18 protein-coding genes and 1 other RNA gene are annotated in these 20,204 nt (G+C 66.4%); 15 read left to right on the plus strand and 4 right to left on the minus strand.

Features of this window, described 5'->3' with window-relative positions:
* Positions 1 to 51: 51 nt before the first annotated feature.
* Both aroB and QRM60_RS11745 read right to left on the minus strand, forming a co-directional pair.
* Positions 52 to 1,164 (minus strand): 3-dehydroquinate synthase, encoded by a 1,113-nt coding sequence (gene aroB, locus QRM60_RS11740; protein ID WP_285446250.1) that lies wholly within the window; start codon positions 1,162 to 1,164, stop codon positions 52 to 54.
* A complete protein-coding gene (locus tag QRM60_RS11745) occupies positions 1,161 to 1,703 on the minus strand; it encodes a shikimate kinase (protein WP_011037966.1) in 543 nt (180 codons plus the stop codon). The genes aroB and QRM60_RS11745 overlap by 4 nt, the downstream gene beginning before the upstream one ends.
* Positions 1,704 to 1,897: 194 nt before the next feature.
* Between QRM60_RS11745 and pdxH the strand changes: the two genes are divergently transcribed.
* The 9 genes from pdxH (at position 1,898) to QRM60_RS11790 (ending at position 7,988) form a co-directional block, all read left to right on the plus strand.
* Positions 1,898 to 2,497, plus strand: a complete 600-nt coding sequence (pdxH, locus tag QRM60_RS11750) for a pyridoxamine 5'-phosphate oxidase (protein ID WP_076036606.1) — start codon at positions 1,898 to 1,900, stop codon at positions 2,495 to 2,497.
* Between the two features lie 175 nt (positions 2,498 to 2,672).
* Positions 2,673 to 3,089: a YjfI family protein gene (locus QRM60_RS11755; protein ID WP_014508507.1), complete on the plus strand. Its 417-nt coding sequence runs from the start codon at positions 2,673 to 2,675 to the stop codon at positions 3,087 to 3,089.
* 12 nt (positions 3,090 to 3,101) lie between these two features.
* Positions 3,102 to 3,875, plus strand: a complete 774-nt coding sequence (locus QRM60_RS11760) for a PspA/IM30 family protein (RefSeq protein WP_011037963.1) — start codon at positions 3,102 to 3,104, stop codon at positions 3,873 to 3,875.
* A gap of 25 nt (positions 3,876 to 3,900) precedes the next feature.
* Positions 3,901 to 4,983 carry an ion channel gene (locus QRM60_RS11765; RefSeq protein WP_285446251.1) on the plus strand — a complete coding sequence of 361 codons (1,083 nt, stop codon included), beginning with the start codon at positions 3,901 to 3,903 and terminating at the stop codon, positions 4,981 to 4,983.
* Entirely contained in the window at positions 4,980 to 5,657 is a 678-nt protein-coding gene (locus QRM60_RS11770) for a YjfK family protein (RefSeq protein WP_285446252.1), read from the plus strand. Before QRM60_RS11765 ends, QRM60_RS11770 begins: the two co-directional genes overlap by 4 nt.
* Positions 5,658 to 5,691: 34 nt before the next feature.
* Positions 5,692 to 6,096 (plus strand): DUF350 domain-containing protein, encoded by a 405-nt coding sequence (locus QRM60_RS11775; RefSeq protein ID WP_011037960.1) that lies wholly within the window; start codon positions 5,692 to 5,694, stop codon positions 6,094 to 6,096.
* 12 nt (positions 6,097 to 6,108) lie between these two features.
* Positions 6,109 to 6,684 (plus strand): DUF1190 domain-containing protein, encoded by a 576-nt coding sequence (locus QRM60_RS11780; RefSeq protein WP_012437758.1) that lies wholly within the window; start codon positions 6,109 to 6,111, stop codon positions 6,682 to 6,684.
* A 1-nt stretch (position 6,685) separates the two neighbouring features.
* Positions 6,686 to 7,852: a glutathionylspermidine synthase family protein gene (locus QRM60_RS11785; RefSeq protein ID WP_070690256.1), complete on the plus strand. Its 1,167-nt coding sequence runs from the start codon at positions 6,686 to 6,688 to the stop codon at positions 7,850 to 7,852.
* Between the two features lie 61 nt (positions 7,853 to 7,913).
* Positions 7,914 to 7,988, plus strand: a non-coding RNA gene (locus QRM60_RS11790) — sX9 sRNA.
* Between the two features lie 686 nt (positions 7,989 to 8,674).
* Here the strand turns inward: QRM60_RS11790 and QRM60_RS11795 are convergent.
* Positions 8,675 to 10,045 carry an MFS transporter gene (locus QRM60_RS11795; protein ID WP_285446253.1) on the minus strand — a complete coding sequence of 457 codons (1,371 nt, stop codon included), beginning with the start codon at positions 10,043 to 10,045 and terminating at the stop codon, positions 8,675 to 8,677.
* Between the two features lie 103 nt (positions 10,046 to 10,148).
* Between QRM60_RS11795 and soxR the strand changes: the two genes are divergently transcribed.
* Both soxR and QRM60_RS11805 read left to right on the plus strand, forming a co-directional pair.
* Positions 10,149 to 10,595 (plus strand): redox-sensitive transcriptional activator SoxR, encoded by a 447-nt coding sequence (gene soxR, locus QRM60_RS11800; RefSeq protein ID WP_285446269.1) that lies wholly within the window; start codon positions 10,149 to 10,151, stop codon positions 10,593 to 10,595.
* A gap of 79 nt (positions 10,596 to 10,674) precedes the next feature.
* Complete coding sequence (locus tag QRM60_RS11805; RefSeq protein WP_285446254.1) at positions 10,675 to 12,666, plus strand: M1 family metallopeptidase; 1,992 nt, start codon at positions 10,675 to 10,677, stop codon at positions 12,664 to 12,666.
* Here the strand turns inward: QRM60_RS11805 and QRM60_RS11810 are convergent.
* On the minus strand, positions 12,663 to 13,085 hold the full coding sequence (locus tag QRM60_RS11810; RefSeq protein ID WP_285446255.1) for a hypothetical protein: 423 nt from the start codon (positions 13,083 to 13,085) through the stop codon (positions 12,663 to 12,665). The genes QRM60_RS11805 and QRM60_RS11810 overlap by 4 nt on opposite strands.
* A 309-nt stretch (positions 13,086 to 13,394) precedes the next feature.
* Between QRM60_RS11810 and QRM60_RS11815 the strand changes: the two genes are divergently transcribed.
* The 4 genes from QRM60_RS11815 (at position 13,395) to QRM60_RS11830 (ending at position 20,164) form a co-directional block, all read left to right on the plus strand.
* Positions 13,395 to 16,550 carry a TonB-dependent receptor gene (locus QRM60_RS11815; RefSeq protein ID WP_050912110.1) on the plus strand — a complete coding sequence of 1,052 codons (3,156 nt, stop codon included), beginning with the start codon at positions 13,395 to 13,397 and terminating at the stop codon, positions 16,548 to 16,550.
* A 279-nt stretch (positions 16,551 to 16,829) separates the two neighbouring features.
* On the plus strand, positions 16,830 to 17,588 hold the full coding sequence (locus tag QRM60_RS11820) for a SapC family protein (protein ID WP_161960545.1): 759 nt from the start codon (positions 16,830 to 16,832) through the stop codon (positions 17,586 to 17,588).
* A 10-nt stretch (positions 17,589 to 17,598) separates the two neighbouring features.
* Entirely contained in the window at positions 17,599 to 18,630 is a 1,032-nt protein-coding gene (locus QRM60_RS11825; RefSeq protein WP_285446256.1) for a cupin-like domain-containing protein, read from the plus strand.
* Positions 18,631 to 18,667: 37 nt separating this feature from the next.
* Complete coding sequence (locus QRM60_RS11830; RefSeq protein WP_285446257.1) at positions 18,668 to 20,164, plus strand: tryptophan halogenase family protein; 1,497 nt, start codon at positions 18,668 to 18,670, stop codon at positions 20,162 to 20,164.
* The last annotated feature ends 40 nt before the right edge of the window (positions 20,165 to 20,204 follow it).

Below are 20,204 nucleotides of genomic sequence, written 5' to 3' on the forward strand. Positions count from 1 at the left end.
GCGCCCGACCTCACCTGACCAGCGCCAAACCCAAGCCGGCCGGCACAAACCTCAGCCCGCCAGAATCTCCAGCACCGCAGCTTCGTCCACGTCGGGGACGACTTCGGCCTTGCCGATCCCGCGCCACAGCACCAGGCGCAGGCGGCCTGCAATGTTTTTCTTGTCCAACCGCATGCGGCCGAGCAGGGCTTCCGGTGTCAGGCCGGCCGGGATCTGGGTGGGCAGACCGAATTCGTGCAGCAGGGTGCGCAGTGCCTCGGTGTCCTGGGCGTCGGCCATGCCCAGTGTGGCCGAGAGCCGCGCCGCCAGCACCATGCCCACTGCCACCGCTTCGCCATGGTTGAGGTTGTCGTTACCCGGCGCGCCGTAGCCCTGTTCGGTCTCGATGGCGTGGCCGAAGGTGTGGCCCAGGTTGAGCAGGGCGCGCTCGCCTTTTTCCAGCGGGTCGCGCGCCACGATGTCGGCCTTGTGCTCGCAGCTGCGTGCAATCGCCTGCGCCAGCGCGGCCGGGTCGCCGTCCAGCAGCGCGCGGCGTTCGGCATGCAGCCACTGGAAGAACAGCGGGTCGCCGATGGCGCCGTACTTGATTACCTCCGCCAGGCCGGCGCGCAGCTCGCGCGTGGGCAGGGTGCGCAAGGTGTCGGTATCGGCAATCACCGCGCGTGGCGGGTGGAATGCCCCCACCAGGTTCTTCCCCTGCGGGATGTCCACCGCGGTCTTGCCACCCACCGAGGAATCCACCATCGCCAGCAGGCTGGTGGGCAGTTGCACGCAATCCACCCCGCGCATCCAGCAGGCGGCAGCAAAGCCGGCCAGATCGCCGACCACGCCGCCGCCGAGCGCGAACACGCAGGCATCGCGGGTGGCGCCCAGTTCGGCCAGTGCGGTGATCGCCAGGGAGAAGTTGTCCAGGGTCTTGGAGGCTTCGCCGGCGGCGATGACCAGTTCGCCAAGCTGCAGGTCCGGCCGCGCCTGCAACAGTGCAGCGCGCACGCCGGCGGCATAGTGCGGCGCCACCTGGGTGTCGCTGAGCAGCAGCACGTGGCGGCCGCGCACGTGGCGGGCCAGGCGCGCGCCGTCGGCCAGCAGGCCCGGCGCAATGGAGATGGTGTACGGCTGCGCGCCGTCGACTTCGACGCTGCGCAAGGAGGGGGGAAGAGTCATGCAGGGGTACTCGACATGCGCCATTGCGCGGCCAGGCGCAGCACCAGCTGCGCGGTGGCCTCGGCGGGGGAAAGGTGATCGGTTTCCAGGGTGAGGTCGGCCACTTCCTGGTACAGCGGGGTGCGCAGCGCGGCCATGCCGTGCAGCACCTGTTCGCGGTCCGGGCGCTGCAGCAGCGGGCGATTGCGGTCGCGCGCCAGCCGGGTGAGCTGGGCCGGCACGCTCACATGCAGGTACACCACGAAGCCGCGCTCGCGGATGCGCTGGCGATTGCCCGCATCCAGGATCGCGCCGCCGCCGGTGGAGACCAGTTTGTTGCTCTGCGCGAGCAGGCCGTGCAGGGCCTCGGCTTCGTGCTGGCGAAAGCGCGCTTCGCCGTGCTGTTCGAAGATCGCGGGGATGCTGCTGCCGACCTGCTCGACGATGGCCTGGTCCACATCCACGAAATCCAGCCCGAAGCGCTCGGCCAGGCGGCGGCCGATGCAGCTTTTACCGGCGCCCATCGGGCCGATCATCACGAGATTGGGAGCGGGGTTCATGCGCCCGGATCGTAACATTGGCATTGCGGCCCTGGGCCGCGTGCGGCATGCGTGATCCTCCCGGCGGCGTGGGCTGTCGCTGCAGATCCTGCGCTGCCGGCCTTGGCCGCAGCCGCCACTGCGACACTAGGGCCATAGGCGCAGCGGCGGCGATGCGCCCACAATAGGCGTCTGTTTCGCTTCCCTTGCCTGCCATGACCGATCTGTACGCAGAAGCCCTCGCCACCTTCGCCACGCTGTACGCCGAGGCGCAGAACAGTGCCGAGATCGAGGCCAGCGCCATGACCGTGGCCACCGCCAACCTGGACGGCCGGCCGAGCGCACGCACCGTGTTGCTGAAGGCGTTCGACGCACGCGGGTTCGTGTTCTACACGCATCTGGACAGCGCCAAGGGCCGCGACCTGCAGACCCACCCGCAGGCGGCGCTGCTGTTCCTGTGGCGCAGCCTGCGCGAGGCCGGCATCCAGGTGCGGATCGAAGGCGGCGTGCAACTGGTGAGCGCCGACGAATCGGACGCCTATTTTGCCTCGCGGCCGCGCATGAGCCAGATCGGTGCCTGGGCGTCGCTGCAATCGCAGACGCTGGGCTCGCGCGAGGAGTTCGATGCGGCCATTGCCAAGGTCGAAGCCACCTTCGACGGCCGCGACGTGCCGCGCCCGGATGGCTGGGGCGGATTCCGCGTGGTGCCGCAGGCGTTCGAGTTCTGGTACGGCGCCAAATTCCGCCTGCACGAGCGCTGGCGCTACGAGGCGGACGCGGCCAGCCACTGGAGCAAGCGGATGCTGTATCCGTAAGGCCACGGCCCTGCCGGGCGGTACTTGATGGCAGCGAAGTAGCCCTGAATGCCCCCTGCCTGGCGGCCGTTCTGCTGTTCACCAAGTCTCTGTAGTATGTCCGCCCATTGCTTGACCGTTGCGGCCTCACCGCCGCCGCACTCCGCCGCCGAATGACCAAAGGACAGGACATCCCATGACGCAGTACACCACTGTTGAACTGCACGGCCTGCTGGCCGAGCGCTACCGCGACCAGCCGATCGAGGTCGAACTGATCGACGGGCTGGAGCCGGCCATCAACCTCACCCTGGCCGATCACGGCGACATGCAGATCCAGGTGGCCGCGTCCGGTTCGCAGGTGTTTGTGTCCACGCTGCTGGCCAACGCCGACCAGGTCAGCGACCGCGCCGCGTTCAACGACGCGTGCCTGCGGCTCAACCCGCTCAATCCGCTCTCCAATCTCGGTCTGGTGCAGGTCGACGGCAAGGACGCGTACGTGGTGTTCGGCGAATTGTCGGCCTCCTCGACGCTCGACCAGATCGACGAGGAAATCCAGACCCTGGCGGCCAATACGCTGGATGCCGCCGAATCCCTCAAGCCGTTCTTTTCCTAAAGGCGTGTTGTCATGAGTATCTTTTCCAAGCTGATCACGCTGCTGCGTGGCACCGCACACGAAACCGGCCAGAAGGCCGTGGACGCCAACGCCCTGCGCATCCTGGACCAGGAAATGCGCGATGCCGGCGCCCAGCTCACGCGTTCGCGCGAAGAGCTCACCAAGCTGATGGCGCAGAGCAAGCTGGCGCAGCAGAAGATCGACGCGCGCGCCGGCAAGATGGCCGAGTACACGCGCTATATCGAAGGCGCGCTGGCCAAGAACGACGAGGCGCTGGCGCACGATGTGGCGGTGAAGCTGGCGGCGCTGGAAAGCGAGGACGCCGGCGACAAGGCCTCCAAGACCGCGCTGGATCAGTCGGTGGTGACGCTCAAGGCCACCATCCAGAAAACCGAAAACCAGCTGCGCGGGATGCGTCAGCAGATCGACACCGTCAAGGCCACCGATGCGGTGCAGAAGGCGCAGGCCGCGATTGCCGCGCGGCATTCCGGTGCGAGCAGCAAGATGGGCTCGGCACTGGAATCGCTGGAGCGCATCAAGGCGCGCCAGGCCGAAACCTCCGCACGCATCGAATCGGCCGAGGAGCTCGAATCGTCCACCGGTGATGGCGATCTGAATCGGCGTCTGGCCGCGGCCGGCCTGATGGAAGGCGAATCCAACGCCGCTGCGGTGCTGGCGCGCTTCAAGAAGCCGGCCGCTCAGCTCGGGCACGACACCGCCAGCGGCACCGCGCCGCTGATCGGCCAGGTCCGCGACGTGCAGCAGGTTCCGCGCAGCGACAGCTGACCGCCCCCCCGGCACAGGACGCGCCATGATCATCGTCGGACGGCTGTACCGGGTCTTGCGGCGCCACGTGCGCCGCGTGAGCTGGGGCATGGTGGCGCTGGCCCTGCTGGCGCACATGGGGTTGAGCTGGGTGCTGTTCGTGCTGGCCGGTGAGCACAAGCTCGTCGGCCTGGACGCGTTTCCGTATTACTACATGACCACTGCCACCACCATCGGCTACGGCGACCTGTCGCCGGGCTCGGTGGCCGGGCGCTATATCGCCGCGTGCGTGCTGATGCCGGGCGCGGTGGCGCTGTTCGCCACGGTGCTGGCCAAGACCAGCGCGGTGCTCATCACCTTCTGGAGGCGCCACCACATGGGCAAGATGGCCTACGCGCAGTTGAGCGGGCACACCATCCTGATCGGCTGGCAAGGCGCGGCCTCGGCACGCTTGCTGGAATTACTGTTGTCCGACACCGCCACCGACGACGAAGGCGTGGTGCTGGTGGCCGAGGGCGTGGCTGAAAACCCGATGCCCGATCACATGCGTTTCGTGGCTGCCGAGTCGTACACCCACACCGATGTCTACCTGCGTGCGGGCATCGCCGGTGCGGCGCGGGTGATCGTCAACCCGCCGTCCGACGACCAGACCCTGGCCGCAGTCTTCGCACTGATGGCGCATGCGCCGCGCGCGCACATCGTGGCGCATTTCGATTCGGCCAGCGCCGCGCGCCTGGTGGCCTGCCATTACCCGGCGATCGAATGCACGCGCCCGATGACTGCCGAGATCCTGGCCCGCGCCGCGCAGGATCCGGGCAGTGCGGCGATCACCGCCGAGCTGTTGTCGGTGGACGATGGCCCCACCCAATTCAGCCTGGCCGTGCCGGCACAGCTGGAGGCGCTGGACTACAGCCTGCTGGCGGCTGATTTCAGCCAGCGCGGTGCCTTGTTGCTGGGCCTGCGCGCGCCCGATGGCGCGTTGCGGTTGAACCCGCCCGCACAGACCGCTGTCCCGGCCGGTGCCATGCTGTATTACCTGGCCGAGCAGCGCGTGCCTGCGCAGTCCATCGCGTGGCAGGCCCTGCGCGCTGCGGCCGCTTCCGCTTCCACATCGCCACGAGGTGCATGACGATGAGTTTTTTCAGCAAGTTGTTCGGCCAATCCCAGCCGCCACCGCTGCCGACCGCCGGCACCGGCGCGATCGGCCATGCGCTGCCGTTGGGGCTGCGCGTGGGTGGCCAACTCGAGATCGACACCACGTTGTACCGCATGGCGCCCGAGGCGATGACCGCCGAATTGCCGGGCGGGCATCAGGGCATCCCGTGCTATGGCCACGTCAATCTGGGCGATGGCTATGCGCTGCACCGGTTCTATCTGGACGATGACGCGTTTCTGCAGGTCACCACCGTGGGTGGCGATCTGGAGGCGATGAAGGCCTTCGTGTATTGCGAGACGATGAATCCGCCGAGCAAGCAGGCCTTCCAGGAATTCGTGATGCAGCATCCGCACCTGGGTGCGGCGCAGATCGAGTACGCCGGCAAGCGCTGGGACCGTGCCACCCAATCCACCGACGATGCCGCGCGCATCCCGCCGATTGCCTACGACGAGGTGCTGTACCGCTATCAGCCGCCGCGCCGCGATGGCGACCTGACCCACTACGCGATGCTCTACAGCCGGCCGGTGCCGGAGTTGCAGCGCGAGGAATTTCTGCTGGTCACCGGCGAGGATTCCGGCCCCAACGAATTCTGCGTCACCTACGCGGTCGGCATCGACGTCACCGTCGCCGATCTGGACATCACCTGAGCGCTTACCCGTCTTCCACCACCCTGGTCCTGTCATGAACCCGATCAATCTGCAGAGTTTCCTCGCGTTTCTTTCCTACTTCGGCACCGGCCTGGGCGTGTTGATCGTCGCGGTGGTGCTGGTGACCCTGGTCACCCCGCACAAGGACTTCACCCTGCTGCGCCAGGGCAACGTGGCGGCCGCCACCGCGCTGGCCGGCAACCTGATCGGTGTGGCGCTGCCGCTGCATTCGGCCATCACCCATTCGGTGAGCCTGGTGGATGCCTTGATCTGGGGCGTGGTGGCCTGCGGTATCCAGGTGGTGGCGTATCTGCTGGCCAACCTGGTGGCCGGGCGCATCTCGCGGCAGATCACCGACAACGTCGCCGCCGCCGGCATTTTTTCGGCCGGCGTGTCGATCGCGGTTGGCCTGATCAACGCCGCGGCGATCACGCCGTAACGGAGCGCAGGCATGAAGCGATCACGCAATCTCAAGCTCACCCTGATGGCCGCGCTGCCGGCCGCCTTCGTCACCGGTTGCGGCTCGGAGCCGGAAACCGGCGTGGTGTTGCAGTCGGCCTCGGACTGCTACCAGATCAAGCAGGAACAGGGCGACATCCAGCAGTGTCTGAAGGCCTACGACGAGGCCGTGGCCAAGCACCAGCAGGCCGCGCCGCGCTTCCCTTCGCGCTACGAGTGCGATGCGCAATTTGGCAGCTGCACCGAAGTGCCTGGCCAGACCCAGGGGCAGCAGAGCTGGATCCCGCCGATGGGCGGCTTCCTGCTCGGTTACGCGCTGGGCAACATGAGCGGCGGCGGGTATCGCTATGGCGGCGCGATGCCGCTGTACCGCGATTACCGTAGTGGCGGCTACTACAAGCCCAACGGCGATCTGGCCAGCAACCGCATCGGCACCGTGCGCGGCCGCGCTGGCAGCGTGGACATGCCAACCCGCGCCATTACCGTGTCGCGCTCGGGTTTTGGCTCCAGCGCCGCGGCGCGCAGCTCGTTCGGCAGTGGCGGGCGCAGCTCCGGGTTTGGCGGCTGACATGCAGCGCATTGCCATCGCCGAGCGCCCGGATTGGCGCACCCAGGCCGAATCGCTCGGCTTCCAGTTCCACACCATCGACGGCGAACCGTATTGGGACGAAAGCGCGTACTACGCGTTTTCGTTGCGGCAGATCGAAGACGACATCGAGACGCCGACGCAGGAGCTGCACGACATGGCGATGCAGTTGGTCGACGAGGTCGTCGGCTCCGAAGCGTTGATGACGCAGCTGGCACTGCCGCCGTTCTACTGGGACTGGATCGCCACCTCTTGGAAGAACCGCGACCCGCATCTGTACGGCCGCATGGATCTGGCCTATGCCGGCAACGGCCCGGCCAAGTTGTACGAGCTCAATTACGACACGCCGACGTCGTTGTACGAGGCGGCGTATTTCCAGTGGCTGTGGCTGGAACAGCAGATCGCCAGCGGCGCGCTGCCCAAGGGTACCGACCAGTACAACCTGATACAGGATTTGCTGTGCGAAACCCTGGGTGCGCTGGCAGTGGATGGAGCGATTGGCCCGCAGATGCATTTCTCTGCAGTGCGTGATTCGTTGGAAGACCGCGCCACCGTGCGCTACCTGCGCGATTGCGCGCATCAGGTGGGCATCAGCACCGAGGAAGTGGCGATCGAAGACATCGGCCTCAGCGCCGATGGCTGGTTCACCGATGAGCAGGACCGGGTGATCCACACGCTATTCAAGCTGTACCCGCTGGAATTCATGATGGAAGAGCGCTTCGGCCCGGCGTTGATCGCCAACCGCGTACGTCTGATCGAACCGGCATGGAAGGCAGTGCTGAGCAACAAGGGCATCCTGCCGCTGCTGTGGGAGCGCCATCAGGGCCACCCCAACCTGCTCGCCGCGCGCTTTGCACAGGCCGGCGAGGCGCCCACAGCCGGGTGGGTGCGCAAGCCGTTGCTGTCGCGTGAGGGCGCCAACATTGCGCTGGTTACCGCGCAGGGCGAGATGGCGCACACCGATGGGCCGTACCTGGATGGCCCGGCCATCCTGCAGGCGCACCATCCGCTGCCGGTGTTCGACGGCCGGCACGCGCTGGTCGGCAGCTGGGTAGTAGCCGATCGCCCGGCCGGCCTGGGCATGCGCGACGACGACGGCCCGATCACCCGCGATACCTCGCGGTTCGTGCCGCACGTGATCGTGGATTAAGAGCAGCTATCAAAACTACTGCGCAGCCGTCAGGCGGGCGCGGCCGGTGCTCGGAATCCTCATGTACCCACGTACATTCCGGTTCCTCCGCGCCGTGCGCACCCACCTGACGACTGCTCGCTACGTTTTGTTAGCCGCTCTAAGACGCTGCTGTGCGTGCACCGCCACTGCGAGGTGGCGGTGTGCGCTGCATGCGCGGGTCCGGTTTCGAGCAGCTACATCAGTGGCATGCGTACTGACGCGCGGCGACGGCCGGCTCTCTGCTGAGGTGCTGCGCGCCAATCGCTTGGGCTCGATCTCGGCGTGCACTCCACGCCTTTGGAACCTGCACTAGATGGTTGCTGTCGCCATGCGCCTCCATCGCAGCGTGCAGCCCTGCATGCAGCACATCGCGTCAAACCGCCTTGCACACACCGGCAACGGCACGCAAGCCGTGCCGCCCGCACTGCGTTGATCGGGTTTTCCACACCCCCTGTGGATGAAAACTGCACAAGGCTGTGGACAAGTGGGCGCAGGCCGCGGCCCGTCACGCTGTCAAGATGGGTGGCGAAAAAATGACCACTCGGTTGCAGGTGTGTGTCCAGCGCTGTGATCGGCGCGAACCCGGCAGACTCGGCAAAGTGATCGTGCAGCTGTGGACTGGTTCGGTCGGGTGCTTATCTGACACACGCGCTGCGCCGTCCACGAATCCTGACGTGCCAACCACGCCGTCCAATTGCACCGGGCCAGCAGCCAGCCCACGCGCGCGCAGCACGCTGCGGAGTGGCTCTTGGGCCACGCGCTCGCAGCAACGCGACGCAGTGACGTTCGCCACCGCTACCCTCACACCCGGTGCGCCACCCAGAAGCTGCTCAGCGCCAGCACCCACGCCAGCGCAAAGACGCTGGCATAGGCCAGCGGCGTGGCCGAGCCCAATAGCGCGGCAAACAGCGCGCCGGCCACCGCAAGGACGCCCGCCACCGCAATCGCCTCGCTGAGCTGCAAGGCCGAGCTGTTGGCACCTTGCTCGGCGGGCGGTGACAGCGACAAGGTCAGCACCGACAGGCTCGGATACAACAGGCCCATGCCCAACCCGGTCACGGCCCAGCCGGCGATGGCGGCCGGCACCGGCATGGTCGGACAGATTGCGCCCGCACTGATCACGATGCCCGCCGACATCAGCACCGCGCCGGTCTTGAGCAGCCGTGGCCGCGACCAGCCGCCGGTACTGTGGCCCTGGTACCACGAACCGCTGAACCAGCCCAAGGCGCCCACGCTCAGCGCAATGCCGGCCAGCAGCGGCGAGAGGCCACGTTCGCGCGACAACAGCAGCGGCAGAAACGCTTCGAAGCCGAAGAACGCTGCCGCCGCGATCCCGCGCAACGCGATCACGCTGGGCAGGCCGCGTGCCAGCCGCAAGGTGCCGGCCGGCAGCAGATGCCAGGCGCACACGCCGGTGACTGCCAACGCCGGCGCCATTGCCAGCACGGCGGGCAGGCCGTGCAATTGGCCACCGACATACACGCCCAGCACACCCAGCGCCGCGCCAATCGCCCAGCCCAGCACGTCCTTGCCGGGCAGCGCGGCCTGCGTGCTCCAGTCGCGTCCACGCAGCGCCGGCAGCAGCATCAGGCCGGCCGGGATCGCCAGCAGCGGCACCGACAGGAATACCCAGCGCCAGCCGGCGTGCTGCACGATCAGGCCACTGATGCCGGGCCCGATCAATGACGGCACCACCCAGCCCGCAGAGAACGCGGCAAACACACGCGGGCGCAGGGCCTCCGGATACAGGCGGCCCACGATGACGTACAGCGCTACCGAATAAGCGCCTGCACCCAGGCCCTGCAGCAGCCGCCCAGCGATCAGCAGCGGCATGTTCGGTGCCAGCCCGGCGATGACCAGCCCCAGTACGAAGCACAGCAACCCGGCGCCCAGTGCGCCCGCCGGCCCGCGCCGGTCGCTCCAGCGCCCGGCGGCGGTCATGCCCACCACGCTGGTCGCCAAGGTGCCGCCGAAGGCCAGTGCGTACAGCGGCAGGCCATTCAATTCGCGCGCCACCGTGGGCATGGCCGCGGCCACTGCCAGCGATTCAAACGCGTTGAGCGCCACCAACGCCACCATGCCCAGCGTGGTGGCGCGATACGGCGCGGCGAGAATGGAGGTGGCTCGCGCATCGGTGGGCGATGCAGTGGGCAGAGTGGTGTGGGTCGTCATTGAACATCCAAGAAAGCAAAGCGTGAAACGGCAGCGCGGGCAGGGCTTGCATCCCGCCATGGCCGCGCAGCATCCTGCCTCAACCAAGGTTGAGGTCAAGGCAATGCAGCGTGAGTTGTCCGTGGGGGATGTGGCCAAGCGCAGTGGCGTGGCGGTGTCGGCGCTGCATTTCTACGAGCGCAAGGGGTTGATCCGTAGCCTGCGCACTGCCGGCAATCAGCGCCGGTATGCGCGTGATGTGCTGCGGCGGATCGCAGTGATCCGCATGGCGCAGCGGCTCGGCGTCCCGTTGCAGCAGGTGCTGGATGCGTTCTCAGTGCTGCCGGATCAACGCACACCCACGCGCGCGGAATGGGCGCGCATGTCGGCACGTTGGCGTGGCCAGCTGGACGCACGCATTGCCGAGCTGCAGGCGCTACGCGACCAGCTCACCGACTGCATCGGCTGCGGCTGCCTGTCGCTGCGCCGCTGCCGCCTGAGCAATCCCGGCGACACAGTGGGCGAGGGCGGCGACGGCGCGGTGCGCCTGTCGGGCACTGCCGGCGACTGAGCGCACCGGGACCAATGGCAGTGCCCGGACGAGGTGGGCCGCCGTAGGATGGTCGTTCCCCCCCGTCGCAGGACTTCGCATGTTCCCCACCGTGCGCCGCTCGCTGGTTGTTGCGCTTTCACTCGCGTGTCTCCCGTTCACTGCACTGGCGGCCCCGCCAGCGGCCACTCCCGCAGCGGCCAGCCCGTTCGATCCGCTGGCGCTGTTCGCGCCCTTGCAGCTGCCCGACGCACCCAACGCGTACCGCAGCGGCAGCGGCAAACCGGGGCCGCTGTTCTGGCAGAACCGGGCGGACTACGACCTCAGTGCGCAGATCGACCCGGCCACCCACACGCTCACCGGCGAAGCGACGATCCGCTACACCAACCACAGCCCGGACACGCTCGACGTGCTGTGGCTGCAGCTGGACCAGAACCGCTACCGTGCCGACGCGCGTGCTGCCGTCAGCCGGCCATCGCGCCGCTCCCAGACCACCGAGGGCATGCAGATCGCCAGCGTCGAGGTGGACAGCGGCGGGCGCCGACAGGCGGTGCCGTTCTTGGTGGACGACACGCGCCTGCGCGTGGACCTGCCGCAGCCCTTGGCCGGGCAGGGCAAGGCGCTCACCGTGCATCTCCGCTACCGCTACCGCATTCCCGGCACCTGGGGCGGGCGCACGGCGGTGAGCAACAGCAAGCAGGGCGAGATCTACGAGATTGCGCAGTGGTACCCGCGCATGGCCGTGTACGACGACCTGCGTGGCTGGGACACGCAGCCGTATCTGGGCTCGGAGTTCTATCTGGAATACGGCAGCTTCGACTACGCGGTGACGGTGCCCGACGGATTTCTGGTGGCCGGCTCCGGCGCGCTGACCAATCCCGATGAGGTGCTCAGCCGTACCGAACAGCAACGCCTGGCCCAGGCACGCGGCAGCGATCGTACCGTGCTGATTCGGACGCCCGCCGAGGTGGCCGCGCGTGCTGCGGCGCCGGCAAGCACGCGCACCCGCACCTGGCGGTTCCACATGGACGCCACCCGCGATGTGGCCTTCGCCGCGTCGCCGGCCTTCGTGTGGGATGCCGCGCGTATCAATCTGCCCGATGGCAAGCAGTCGCTGGCGATGTCGGTGTATCCGGTGGAGGGCGTGGGCGAGGCGAAATGGAACCGCTCCACCGAGTACGTCAAAGGTGCGATCGAACATTTTTCGCAGTGGTACCCATACCCGTGGCCGGCCGCGATCAACCTGGGCGGCTACGGCGCGGGCATGGAGTATCCGGGCATCGTGTTCGATGGGTTCGACGATGGCGGCAAGGACCTGTTCTGGATCACCGCACACGAGATCGGCCACACCTGGTTCCCGATGATTGTCGGTTCCAACGAGCGCCGGCATGCCTTCATGGACGAAGGGTTCAACACCTTTATCGACGTCTACGCATCGGATGCCTTCAACAAGGGCGAATACGCACCGAAGCGCGATTCGGAATATGCGCCCAAGGGCGGTAATCCGGTGGACGAAATCTTGCCGTTGCTGGCCGACGCCAACGCACCGACCTTGATGGACACCGCCGATGCCACCAGCGAGACCTACCGCCACCCCTTGACCTACTTCAAGGGTGCGCTGGGCCTGGTGTTGTTGCGCGAACAAATCCTGGGGCCTGCGCGCTTTGATCCGGCCTTTCGCAAATACATCGCCACCTGGGCGTTCAAGCATCCGACGCCCTCGGATTTCTTTCGTTTGATGGAAAGCGAAAGCGGCGAGGACCTGAGCTGGTGGTGGCGGGGCTGGTACTTCAACAACTGGCAGCTGGACATGGGCATCAGCGAGGCGCACTACGTGGACAAGGACCCGGCGAAGGGCCTGCAGGTCACCCTGCGCAGCCGGCAGCGGCTGGTGATGCCGGTCACGCTGCGCGCGGACCTGGCAGACGGCAGCCACCTGGACCGGCGGATACCGGTGGAAGCCTGGCTGCAGCAAACCGCACCCAAGCTCACGCTGGCGACTACGCAGAAGGTAGTGCGCGTGCGTCTGGATCCGGACCACGTACTGCCGGATGCGGCACGTGCCGACAACACGCTGGAGCTTGCCCGCTAGGCGCCAGCACCACCGCCGTCGCGCGCATTGCTGCGCGCTTTTTCCTGACGGCACGCACTGTTGAGCAAGGCCACAACGGCGCAATCGATTGCAGCGATTGCGCCGTTGTCGTGTGCGTCATGCAGCAACGCCACCGTTTGCACACAGCGCCGCGCACGCGGGTTGCGGCTTGCACCGTTGCGTGTTTCTCCGATAAGCGATCTATACACCCGGCCGCGTTGGCAGGGCGCTTGCGCAAGTGTCGGCATGGTCACGCCTGCAACGGTTATGCGGCCTGTTTTCAGCGCGTTTTGGCGGTGTGTTTTCGACGCATGCTTGGTAACGCTTACAGCCACGCCGTTGTTGAAGCTGCGCTGCGGGCTCAAGCGCAGCGCTTTTTGCAGGCCCGGTTGGGTTGTTAAAGATTTGCTGCAACGCACGGTGACAAGCGCTGTGGCCGGTGACTAGGCTGCGCCGCGTGTTAGCGCTATCACGCCAGCGGCTGTTGCAGAGCAGGGCCACTGGCGCAGTCATCAGCTGAAACGGATCAAAGAGAAAGTCGCCGTCGTACGCGACGGGCAGGACACGACTGGCTCGGGGGATCCGTCGTTGAGTTGCACCGCAGGGGATCACAGAACTTGCTGCAGGCAGTTCGCCAGACATCCGCAGGGATGCCGGCAAAGACAGTGGCGGTGTCGCATGTCGCGCGCACGGCCGTGGGCAGTTGCACACCACCCGAGGACACATCGATGCGTCGTACGTTGAAGAGCTTCAAGTCGAAGGCCATGTTCACCTTCGTTGGCGGTTTGCTGGTCATCAATCCCGCCTTTGCGCAGGACACGACGCCGCAAGCACCGCCGCCACAATCCAGCAGCGACGCTGCCACCACGCTCGACACCGTCAACGTCACCGGCATCCGCAGTAGCCTGGACCAGTCGATGGGCATCAAGCGCGACGCCGCCGGCGTGGTGGATGCGATCAGCGCTGAAGACATCGGCAAGTTTCCGGATACCAATCTGGCCGAGTCGCTGCAGCGCATCACCGGCATCTCGATCGAACGCCGCGATGGCGAGGGTGCGCAGGTCACCGCGCGTGGCTTCGGCCCGCAGTTCAATACGGTCACGCTCAACGGGCGCTTGATCCCGGGTGCGGATGCCTTTGGCGCGCCGGGGCAAACGCCAATCGGCGGCGTGGACGTGGGCACGCGCGCGTTTAACTTCGCGCAGCTGGCCTCTGAAGCGATCACCGGCATCGAGGTCTACAAGACCAGCCGCGCCACGGCGCCCAGCGGCGGCATCGGCGCCACCATCAATATCCAGACCGACAAGCCGTTCAACCATTCCGGCGTCGTGGCCAATGCCGGCGCCAAGATGGTGTCCGACCGCTCGCAGCCGTTCGGCGATTCGCTCACCCCGGAAGTGTCGGGCATCTTCAGCTACACCAACCCCGACAAGACCTTCGGTATCGGCCTGAGCGCCAGCTACCAGAAGCGCCATGGCGGCTCGGTGCAGGCCACCGAAAACACCTGGAATATCCAGCGCTGGACCGGCACCGACCCCGCGCTGCGTCCGGATGCGGTGGTGACCAACGCACCGGCGATCGGCCAGCTGTACGGCATGCCCAACGACCTCCGCTACGCATTCGCCGACTTCCAGCGCGAGCGCATGAATGGCCAGGCGGTGATGCAGTTTGCGCCGACCGACAGCCTGACCTTGACCCTGGACTACACCTATTCGTCCAATGAAATCCGCGAGGAGCGTGGCGAGCAGGGCATCTGGCTGCAGCGCGCCAACAGCTTCACCGACCTGACCTTCGATACCGGCCAGGCCGTGGCCACGCCGGTGTATCTGCGCGATGTGCCCAGTGGTGCCAAGGACTTCGGCATGGAGCAGCAGCGCAACGAGCAGAAGTACACGCTCGGCTCGCTCGGCTTCAACGCGGACTGGCAGGTGAGCGACCGCTTCCAGCTGAGTTTCGATGCGCACAACTCCAAGACCAAGAGCCTGCCCAACGACCCGGTCACCGGCGGCAGCGCCACCTATTTCAGCCTTGCCGGCACCAACAACTGCGCCAGCGGCCCGCTGTGCGGCGGGCAGTGGGGCCAGGAACTGTGGTTCAACAATTCGCTGCCGATCGGCGCACGCACCTGGTATCCCACTGCGGCCGATTCGCTGGCTGGCACCAATGGCGTGGTCAACCCGGACTTCACCGCGGGCAACCTGGGCTCGCAGGTGCTGCGCATCTACTACCAATCGCAGGTGACCGAGATCAAGGAAGGGCGTGTGGACGGCACGTTCGACTTCGACGACGGCCGCTTCCAGTTCGGCGTGAGCTCGGCCAATACCAAGATGAACCGGCTCACCAGCGACACCAACTCCACGCTCGGTGACTGGAGCGTGGCCAATGCCGGCAATGAGCCGGGCATGGTGGCGTTGCTGCAGCCGGTGAGCATCACCGGCATGTTCAAGGACTTCAATGCCAATGGCGCGGCGCCCAGCGCCTGGCGTGGCGATGCCGACCAGCTCGCGTTGTGGGGTGGCAGCCAGTACGGCGCCACCACGCGCTACAACCCGCAATACAGCGCCGACAACCAGGTGGAAGAGAAGACTCGTGCGGCGTACGTGCAGCTGGAATTGCAGGGCGACATCGCCGGCATGACCACCAATACGCGGCTGGGCCTGCGCTACGAGCGCACCGATGTGGAATCGGTGTCGCAGGTGGCCACGCCAACCGGTTTGCTGTGGCAGTCCAACAACGACTTCCAGCTGGTCCGTTCGGCAGAGCTGCAGCCCTTCAGTGAAAAGACCAGCTACAACTACATCCTGCCCAATCTCGATTTCAGCATCGACATCACCGACCAGCTGAAGGGGCGTGCCTCGTTCGGCCAGACCATTGCGCGCGCACCCTACAACAACCTGATTGCAGGGCCCACGCCCAACACGCCCAACGGTTCGATCCTGATCAACCCCTCCAACCGTGCCGGTGGCGACTCGCAGAACCCGCAGCTCGATCCGCTGGAATCGGACAACCTCGACCTGGCGCTGGAGTGGTACTTCGCCGACGCCAGCTATGTGTCGGCCACGTTCTGGAACAAGCGCGTCAGCAACTTCATCGGCAACACGGTGTCGCGCGAATCGCTGTACGGGCTGACCGATCCCACCTCCGGGCCGGACGCGCAGGCGGCCTTGGCCTTCCTGCAAAGCGGTGCCTGCGCAGCCCAGGTGGGTGCGTCCGGCAATGACGTTGCCGCGGCGTGCTCGGCCAACGACACCTCGCTGTTCGCGGCCATGGCGTTGTTGCGCAACGCCGCAGCCACCGGCGGCCTGGGTGCCTACAACGGCAGCTCCGCGCAGAGCCTGGCGCTGGAGAACGCCTACGACATCACCGGCAACAGTAGCGACCCGCTGTACCAGTTCGATGTGTCGCGGCCGATCAACCAGAACAAGGCCAATATCCATGGTTGGGAGCTGGGCGGGCAGTACTTCTTCGGCAGCAGCGGCTTTGGCATCTACGCCAACTACACCATCGTGGAAGGCGATGTCGGCTTCGACAACACCGTGATCGACCGCGACCAGTTCGCCTTGCTGGGCTTGAGCGACACCGCCAATGCCATGCTGATGTACGAAAAGTACGGCTTCAGCGCACGTCTGGCATGGAACTGGCGCGACGAGTATCTGATCGCCGCCAACCAGGACAACTCCAACCGCAACCCGTACTACGTCGAGGCGTATCAGCAGTGGGACCTCAGTGTCAGCTATGCCTTCAGCAAGCAGCTGTCGATCGGCTTTGAAGCCATCAACCTGACGGGCGAGGACGTGCGCTGGCACGGGCGATCGGACAAGCAGATCATCCGCCTGATCGACCAGCAACCGCGCTATACGCTGGGCGTGCGTTACGCGTTCTAACCGCGGATGGGGCGCAGTTGCCAGTCTACGGCAGCTGCGCACTGCGCTTGACGCACCGCTTGAGGCCGGTGCGTCAATACGCCTCGCCTGGCGAGCGTGCTGCGCGTTTCGCACGCGGATGCCTTGCGTGCTCGTCTGCAGTTGCATGGTGCTGTGCGGCTTGCCGGCGGCGCGCTTTTTCGCAATGCTCGCCCGCAGCAGACGCTTGATGCAGCGGCCGCTCCGCCGCCGCCTTGCAGCGGAGAGGGCCGGGCAGGCCACTTACCCGCCGGAGTTTCGATGACGCGATACGCAGTGCTCAACAATGTGGCGCATCACGATGTGCGCGTCATCCTGCAGTTCGGTGCGCAGTTTGGCGATGCGGTTGGCCTTGTGCCGGCCTTCGTCACCGAATTCGCCGAGTTGCAGCGCGAATACCCGCTGTTCTTTCGCAAGGATCCCGCCAGCGGCGCGTACCAGGCTGTGGCGGTGCTGGGCTTTGCGCACGACGAGAACCTCTTCCTGCAGGACCAGCGCTGGAATGCCAGCTACCTGCCGGGAATCATTGCCAAAGGGCCATTTTTGATCGGCTTCCAGGAGCAGCGCATCGATGGCGCGCTGGTGCAGGAGCCGGTGATCCATGTCGACCTGGAGCATCCGCGCCTGAGCCGCACGGACGGCGAGCCGGTGTTCTTGCCGCAGGGCGGCCATAGCCCGTATCTGCAGCACATCATCGATGTGTTGCGCGGCATCCGTGATGGCATGGATGCCGGGCAGCCGATGTGCGCGGCGTTCGATGCGCTCGGGCTGATCCAGCCGGTGCGGCTGGACATCACGCTGGACGCCAGCCACGCCGCGCATCTTGACGGGCTGTATGCCATCGACCGCGAACGCCTGGCAGCACTCGATGCGCCTGCACTGCATCAGCTGCATCAGGCCGGCTATCTGGAAGGTGCCTTCCTGATGCTGGCCTCGCAGCACAATCTGCGCCGCTTGATGGCCGAAAAACAGCGTCGTCTGCAGCAGGCCACTGCCACATCCGCCGCCGCGCACGCGTGAGCCCACGCAGATGACCACGCCGTTCGACGCCATGGCACCAATTGCCGAGCGCAGCGATTGCACGGCCGATGCGCTGCCGCTGGCCGCGCTCTGTGCCGCAGCGGAGCCGGTGGTGTTGCGCGGGGTGGCACGCGACTGGCAGCTGGTGCAGGCCGGCCAGCGTGACGATGCCGAGGCAATGGCTGTGTTGCACAGATTCGACCGTGCGCAGCCGCTGCAATATTCGTATGGCGGCCCGGAGATTGCCGGGCGCCCGTTCTACACCGACGACGGCACCGACCTCAACTTCGAAGTGCGCCGTGGCAGCTTGGGCAGCGTGCTGGAGGCGATTGAAGCGCATCGCAACGATGCGCAGCCGCCCACCTATTACCTCGCCTCGCTGCCAGTCGATGACTACCTGCCCGGGCTGCGCTCGGGCAACGACCTGGACATGCGCGCCAGCGGCAGCAACGTGCAGCCGAGCATCTGGATCGGCAACCGCGTGGTCGCCTCGTGCCATTACGACGTGCCGAATAATCTCGCCTGCTGCGCGGTGGGGCAGCGGCGCTTCACGCTGTTTCCGCCAGAGCAGATTACCAACCTGTATCCCGGGCCGTTGGAGACGACGCCGGGCGGGCAGGTGGTGAGCATGGTGGACCTGGCCGCGCCCGATCTGCAGCGCTATCCGCGCTTTGCGCAGGCGTTGCCGCATGCGCGCACCGCCGTGTTGCAGCCGGGCGATGCGGTGTTCATTCCCAGCATGTGGTGGCACCACGTGATGGCGCTGCAGCCCTTCAACGTGCTGGTCAATTACTGGTGGGGCAGCATGCCCGCGCATGTGCCCGCACCGATGCCGGCGCTGTATCACGCGCTGTGGGCCATCCGCGACCGGCCCGCCGCGGAAAAAGCCGCCTGGCGCGCAGTGTTCGATTACTACGTGTTCGGTCCGGCCGAGCAGGCTGGCGCACATCTGCCCGAGGCCGCGCGGCAGGTGCTGGGCACCATCGACCCGGCGCTTGCGCGGCAACTGCGCGCACTGCTGATCGCCCGGCTCAATCGCTGATCAGGTTTACCCTCCACCCTTCTTCGAGGAACGCGCAGTGACGCAGTCACGCATTCGCAAGGTTGTCATTGCCGGCGGTGGCACCGCCGGGTGGGTTGCCGCCGCGGCGCTGGCGCATCAGTTTCGGGGGCTGCTGGAGATCGTGCTGGTGGAATCCGAGCAGATCGGCACGATTGGCGTGGGCGAATCTACCGTGCCGCCGATTCGCGCGTTTCATCGCTTCCTGCAGATCGACGAGCAGGAATTCCTGCGTGCGGTAGCCGGCACCTTCAAGCTGGCCATCTCTTTTGAAGGCTGGCAAGGCCAGGGTGATCGCTACATCCACCCGTTTGGCAGTACCGGGCAGGGCACGCTGGTGTGCGCGTTCCACCACTTTTGGTTGGAGGCGCAGCGGCGTGGCATGCACAGCGGCTTCGACGAATACTGCCTGGAAGCGCAGGCCGCGCGTGCGGACCGCTTCGCGGTACTGCAGCAGCCGGCGGTGAACTATGCCTACCATCTGGATGCCGGCTTGTATGCGCGCTTCCTGCGCACCCACGCGCAGCGCTATGGTGCCACCCGCATCGAGGGCAAGATCCAGCAGGTGCGCCAACATGCCGACAGTGGCTTCGTCGAGGCGCTAGTGCTGGAAGACGGGCAGGTGGTCGAGGGCGACCTGTTCATCGATTGCACCGGTTTTCGCGGGCTGCTGATCGAGCAAACCCTGCACACCGGCTATGAAGACTGGAGCCATTGGCTGCCCTGCGACCGTGCAGTTGCGGTGCAGACCGAATCGGTGGAGCCGCCGGTGCCGTATACACGCGCCATTGCGCATGCGGCCGGCTGGCGCTGGCAGATTCCGCTGCAGCATCGCGTGGGCAACGGGCTGGTCTACGCACGGGCGCACCTCTCCGACGATGAAGCCAGCGCCATGCTGTTGGCAGCGGTGCAAGGCACGCCACGGCGCGACCCGATGCTGGTGCCATTCGTCACCGGCCGCCGGCTGCAGACCTGGAACAAGAACGTGGTAGCGCTGGGCCTGGCGAGCGGTTTCGTGGAGCCACTGGAATCCACCAGCATCCATCTGGCGATCGTGGCGGTGATGCGCCTGATCACGCTGTTCCCCGCCGATGGCATCGCGCAACCGCAGGTGGACCTGTTCAACCGCATCAGCCGCGCCGAAGCCGAGCACGTGCGCGATTTCGTGATCCTGCATTACCACGCCACCCAGCGCCAGGAGGCGCTGTGGCGGCAATGCCGCGCGATGGAATTGCCGGAATCGCTGCAGCTGCGCCTGCGTGCATGGCGCGAGGGCGCGCACGCCTGGCAGGATGGCGACGAACTGTTCCGTGTCGATTCCTGGACGCATGTGCTGCTCGGCCAGGGCATTGCGCCCGCGCAACATCATCCGTTGACGCGCGCCTTGCCCGACCAGCATCTGCAGCAGTTGCTGGATGGCATCCGCCAGCCACTGCAGCACGTGGTGACACAGCTGCCGACCCAGCAGGCGTTTATCGACAGCTACTGCAAGGTGGATCAAAGCACCTGGGGCTGACGCACAGCAGGATCGTTACGCTGTAAAGCCGTCACGCAGC

It is taken from the genome of Xanthomonas sp. fls2-241-TYG-148, from assembly GCF_030208815.1.
Taxonomy (GTDB): Bacteria; Pseudomonadota; Gammaproteobacteria; order Xanthomonadales; family Xanthomonadaceae; genus Xanthomonas; species Xanthomonas campestris.

Excerpts from the sequence above, each read along its gene's own strand:
- QRM60_RS11820 (WP_161960545.1), top strand. The coding sequence starts at position 16,830 with ATGACGCGATACGCAGTGCTCAACAATGTGGCGCATCACGATGTGCGC.
- QRM60_RS11770 (WP_285446252.1), top strand. The coding sequence starts at position 4,980 with ATGACGATGAGTTTTTTCAGCAAGTTGTTCGGCCAATCCCAGCCGCCA.
- pdxH (WP_076036606.1), top strand. The coding sequence starts at position 1,898 with ATGACCGATCTGTACGCAGAAGCCCTCGCCACCTTCGCCACGCTGTAC.
- QRM60_RS11815 (WP_050912110.1), top strand. The coding sequence starts at position 13,395 with ATGCGTCGTACGTTGAAGAGCTTCAAGTCGAAGGCCATGTTCACCTTC.
- QRM60_RS11765 (WP_285446251.1), top strand. The coding sequence starts at position 3,901 with ATGATCATCGTCGGACGGCTGTACCGGGTCTTGCGGCGCCACGTGCGC.
- QRM60_RS11760 (WP_011037963.1), top strand. The coding sequence starts at position 3,102 with ATGAGTATCTTTTCCAAGCTGATCACGCTGCTGCGTGGCACCGCACAC.
- QRM60_RS11755 (WP_014508507.1), top strand. The coding sequence starts at position 2,673 with ATGACGCAGTACACCACTGTTGAACTGCACGGCCTGCTGGCCGAGCGC.
- QRM60_RS11780 (WP_012437758.1), top strand. The coding sequence starts at position 6,109 with ATGAAGCGATCACGCAATCTCAAGCTCACCCTGATGGCCGCGCTGCCG.
- QRM60_RS11785 (WP_070690256.1), top strand. The coding sequence starts at position 6,686 with ATGCAGCGCATTGCCATCGCCGAGCGCCCGGATTGGCGCACCCAGGCC.
- QRM60_RS11825 (WP_285446256.1), top strand. The coding sequence starts at position 17,599 with ATGACCACGCCGTTCGACGCCATGGCACCAATTGCCGAGCGCAGCGAT.
- QRM60_RS11805 (WP_285446254.1), top strand. The coding sequence starts at position 10,675 with ATGTTCCCCACCGTGCGCCGCTCGCTGGTTGTTGCGCTTTCACTCGCG.
- QRM60_RS11795 (WP_285446253.1), bottom strand. The coding sequence starts at position 10,045 with ATGACGACCCACACCACTCTGCCCACTGCATCGCCCACCGATGCGCGA.
- QRM60_RS11775 (WP_011037960.1), top strand. The coding sequence starts at position 5,692 with ATGAACCCGATCAATCTGCAGAGTTTCCTCGCGTTTCTTTCCTACTTC.
- soxR (WP_285446269.1), top strand. The coding sequence starts at position 10,149 with ATGCAGCGTGAGTTGTCCGTGGGGGATGTGGCCAAGCGCAGTGGCGTG.
- aroB (WP_285446250.1), bottom strand. The coding sequence starts at position 1,164 with ATGACTCTTCCCCCCTCCTTGCGCAGCGTCGAAGTCGACGGCGCGCAG.
- QRM60_RS11745 (WP_011037966.1), bottom strand. The coding sequence starts at position 1,703 with ATGAACCCCGCTCCCAATCTCGTGATGATCGGCCCGATGGGCGCCGGT.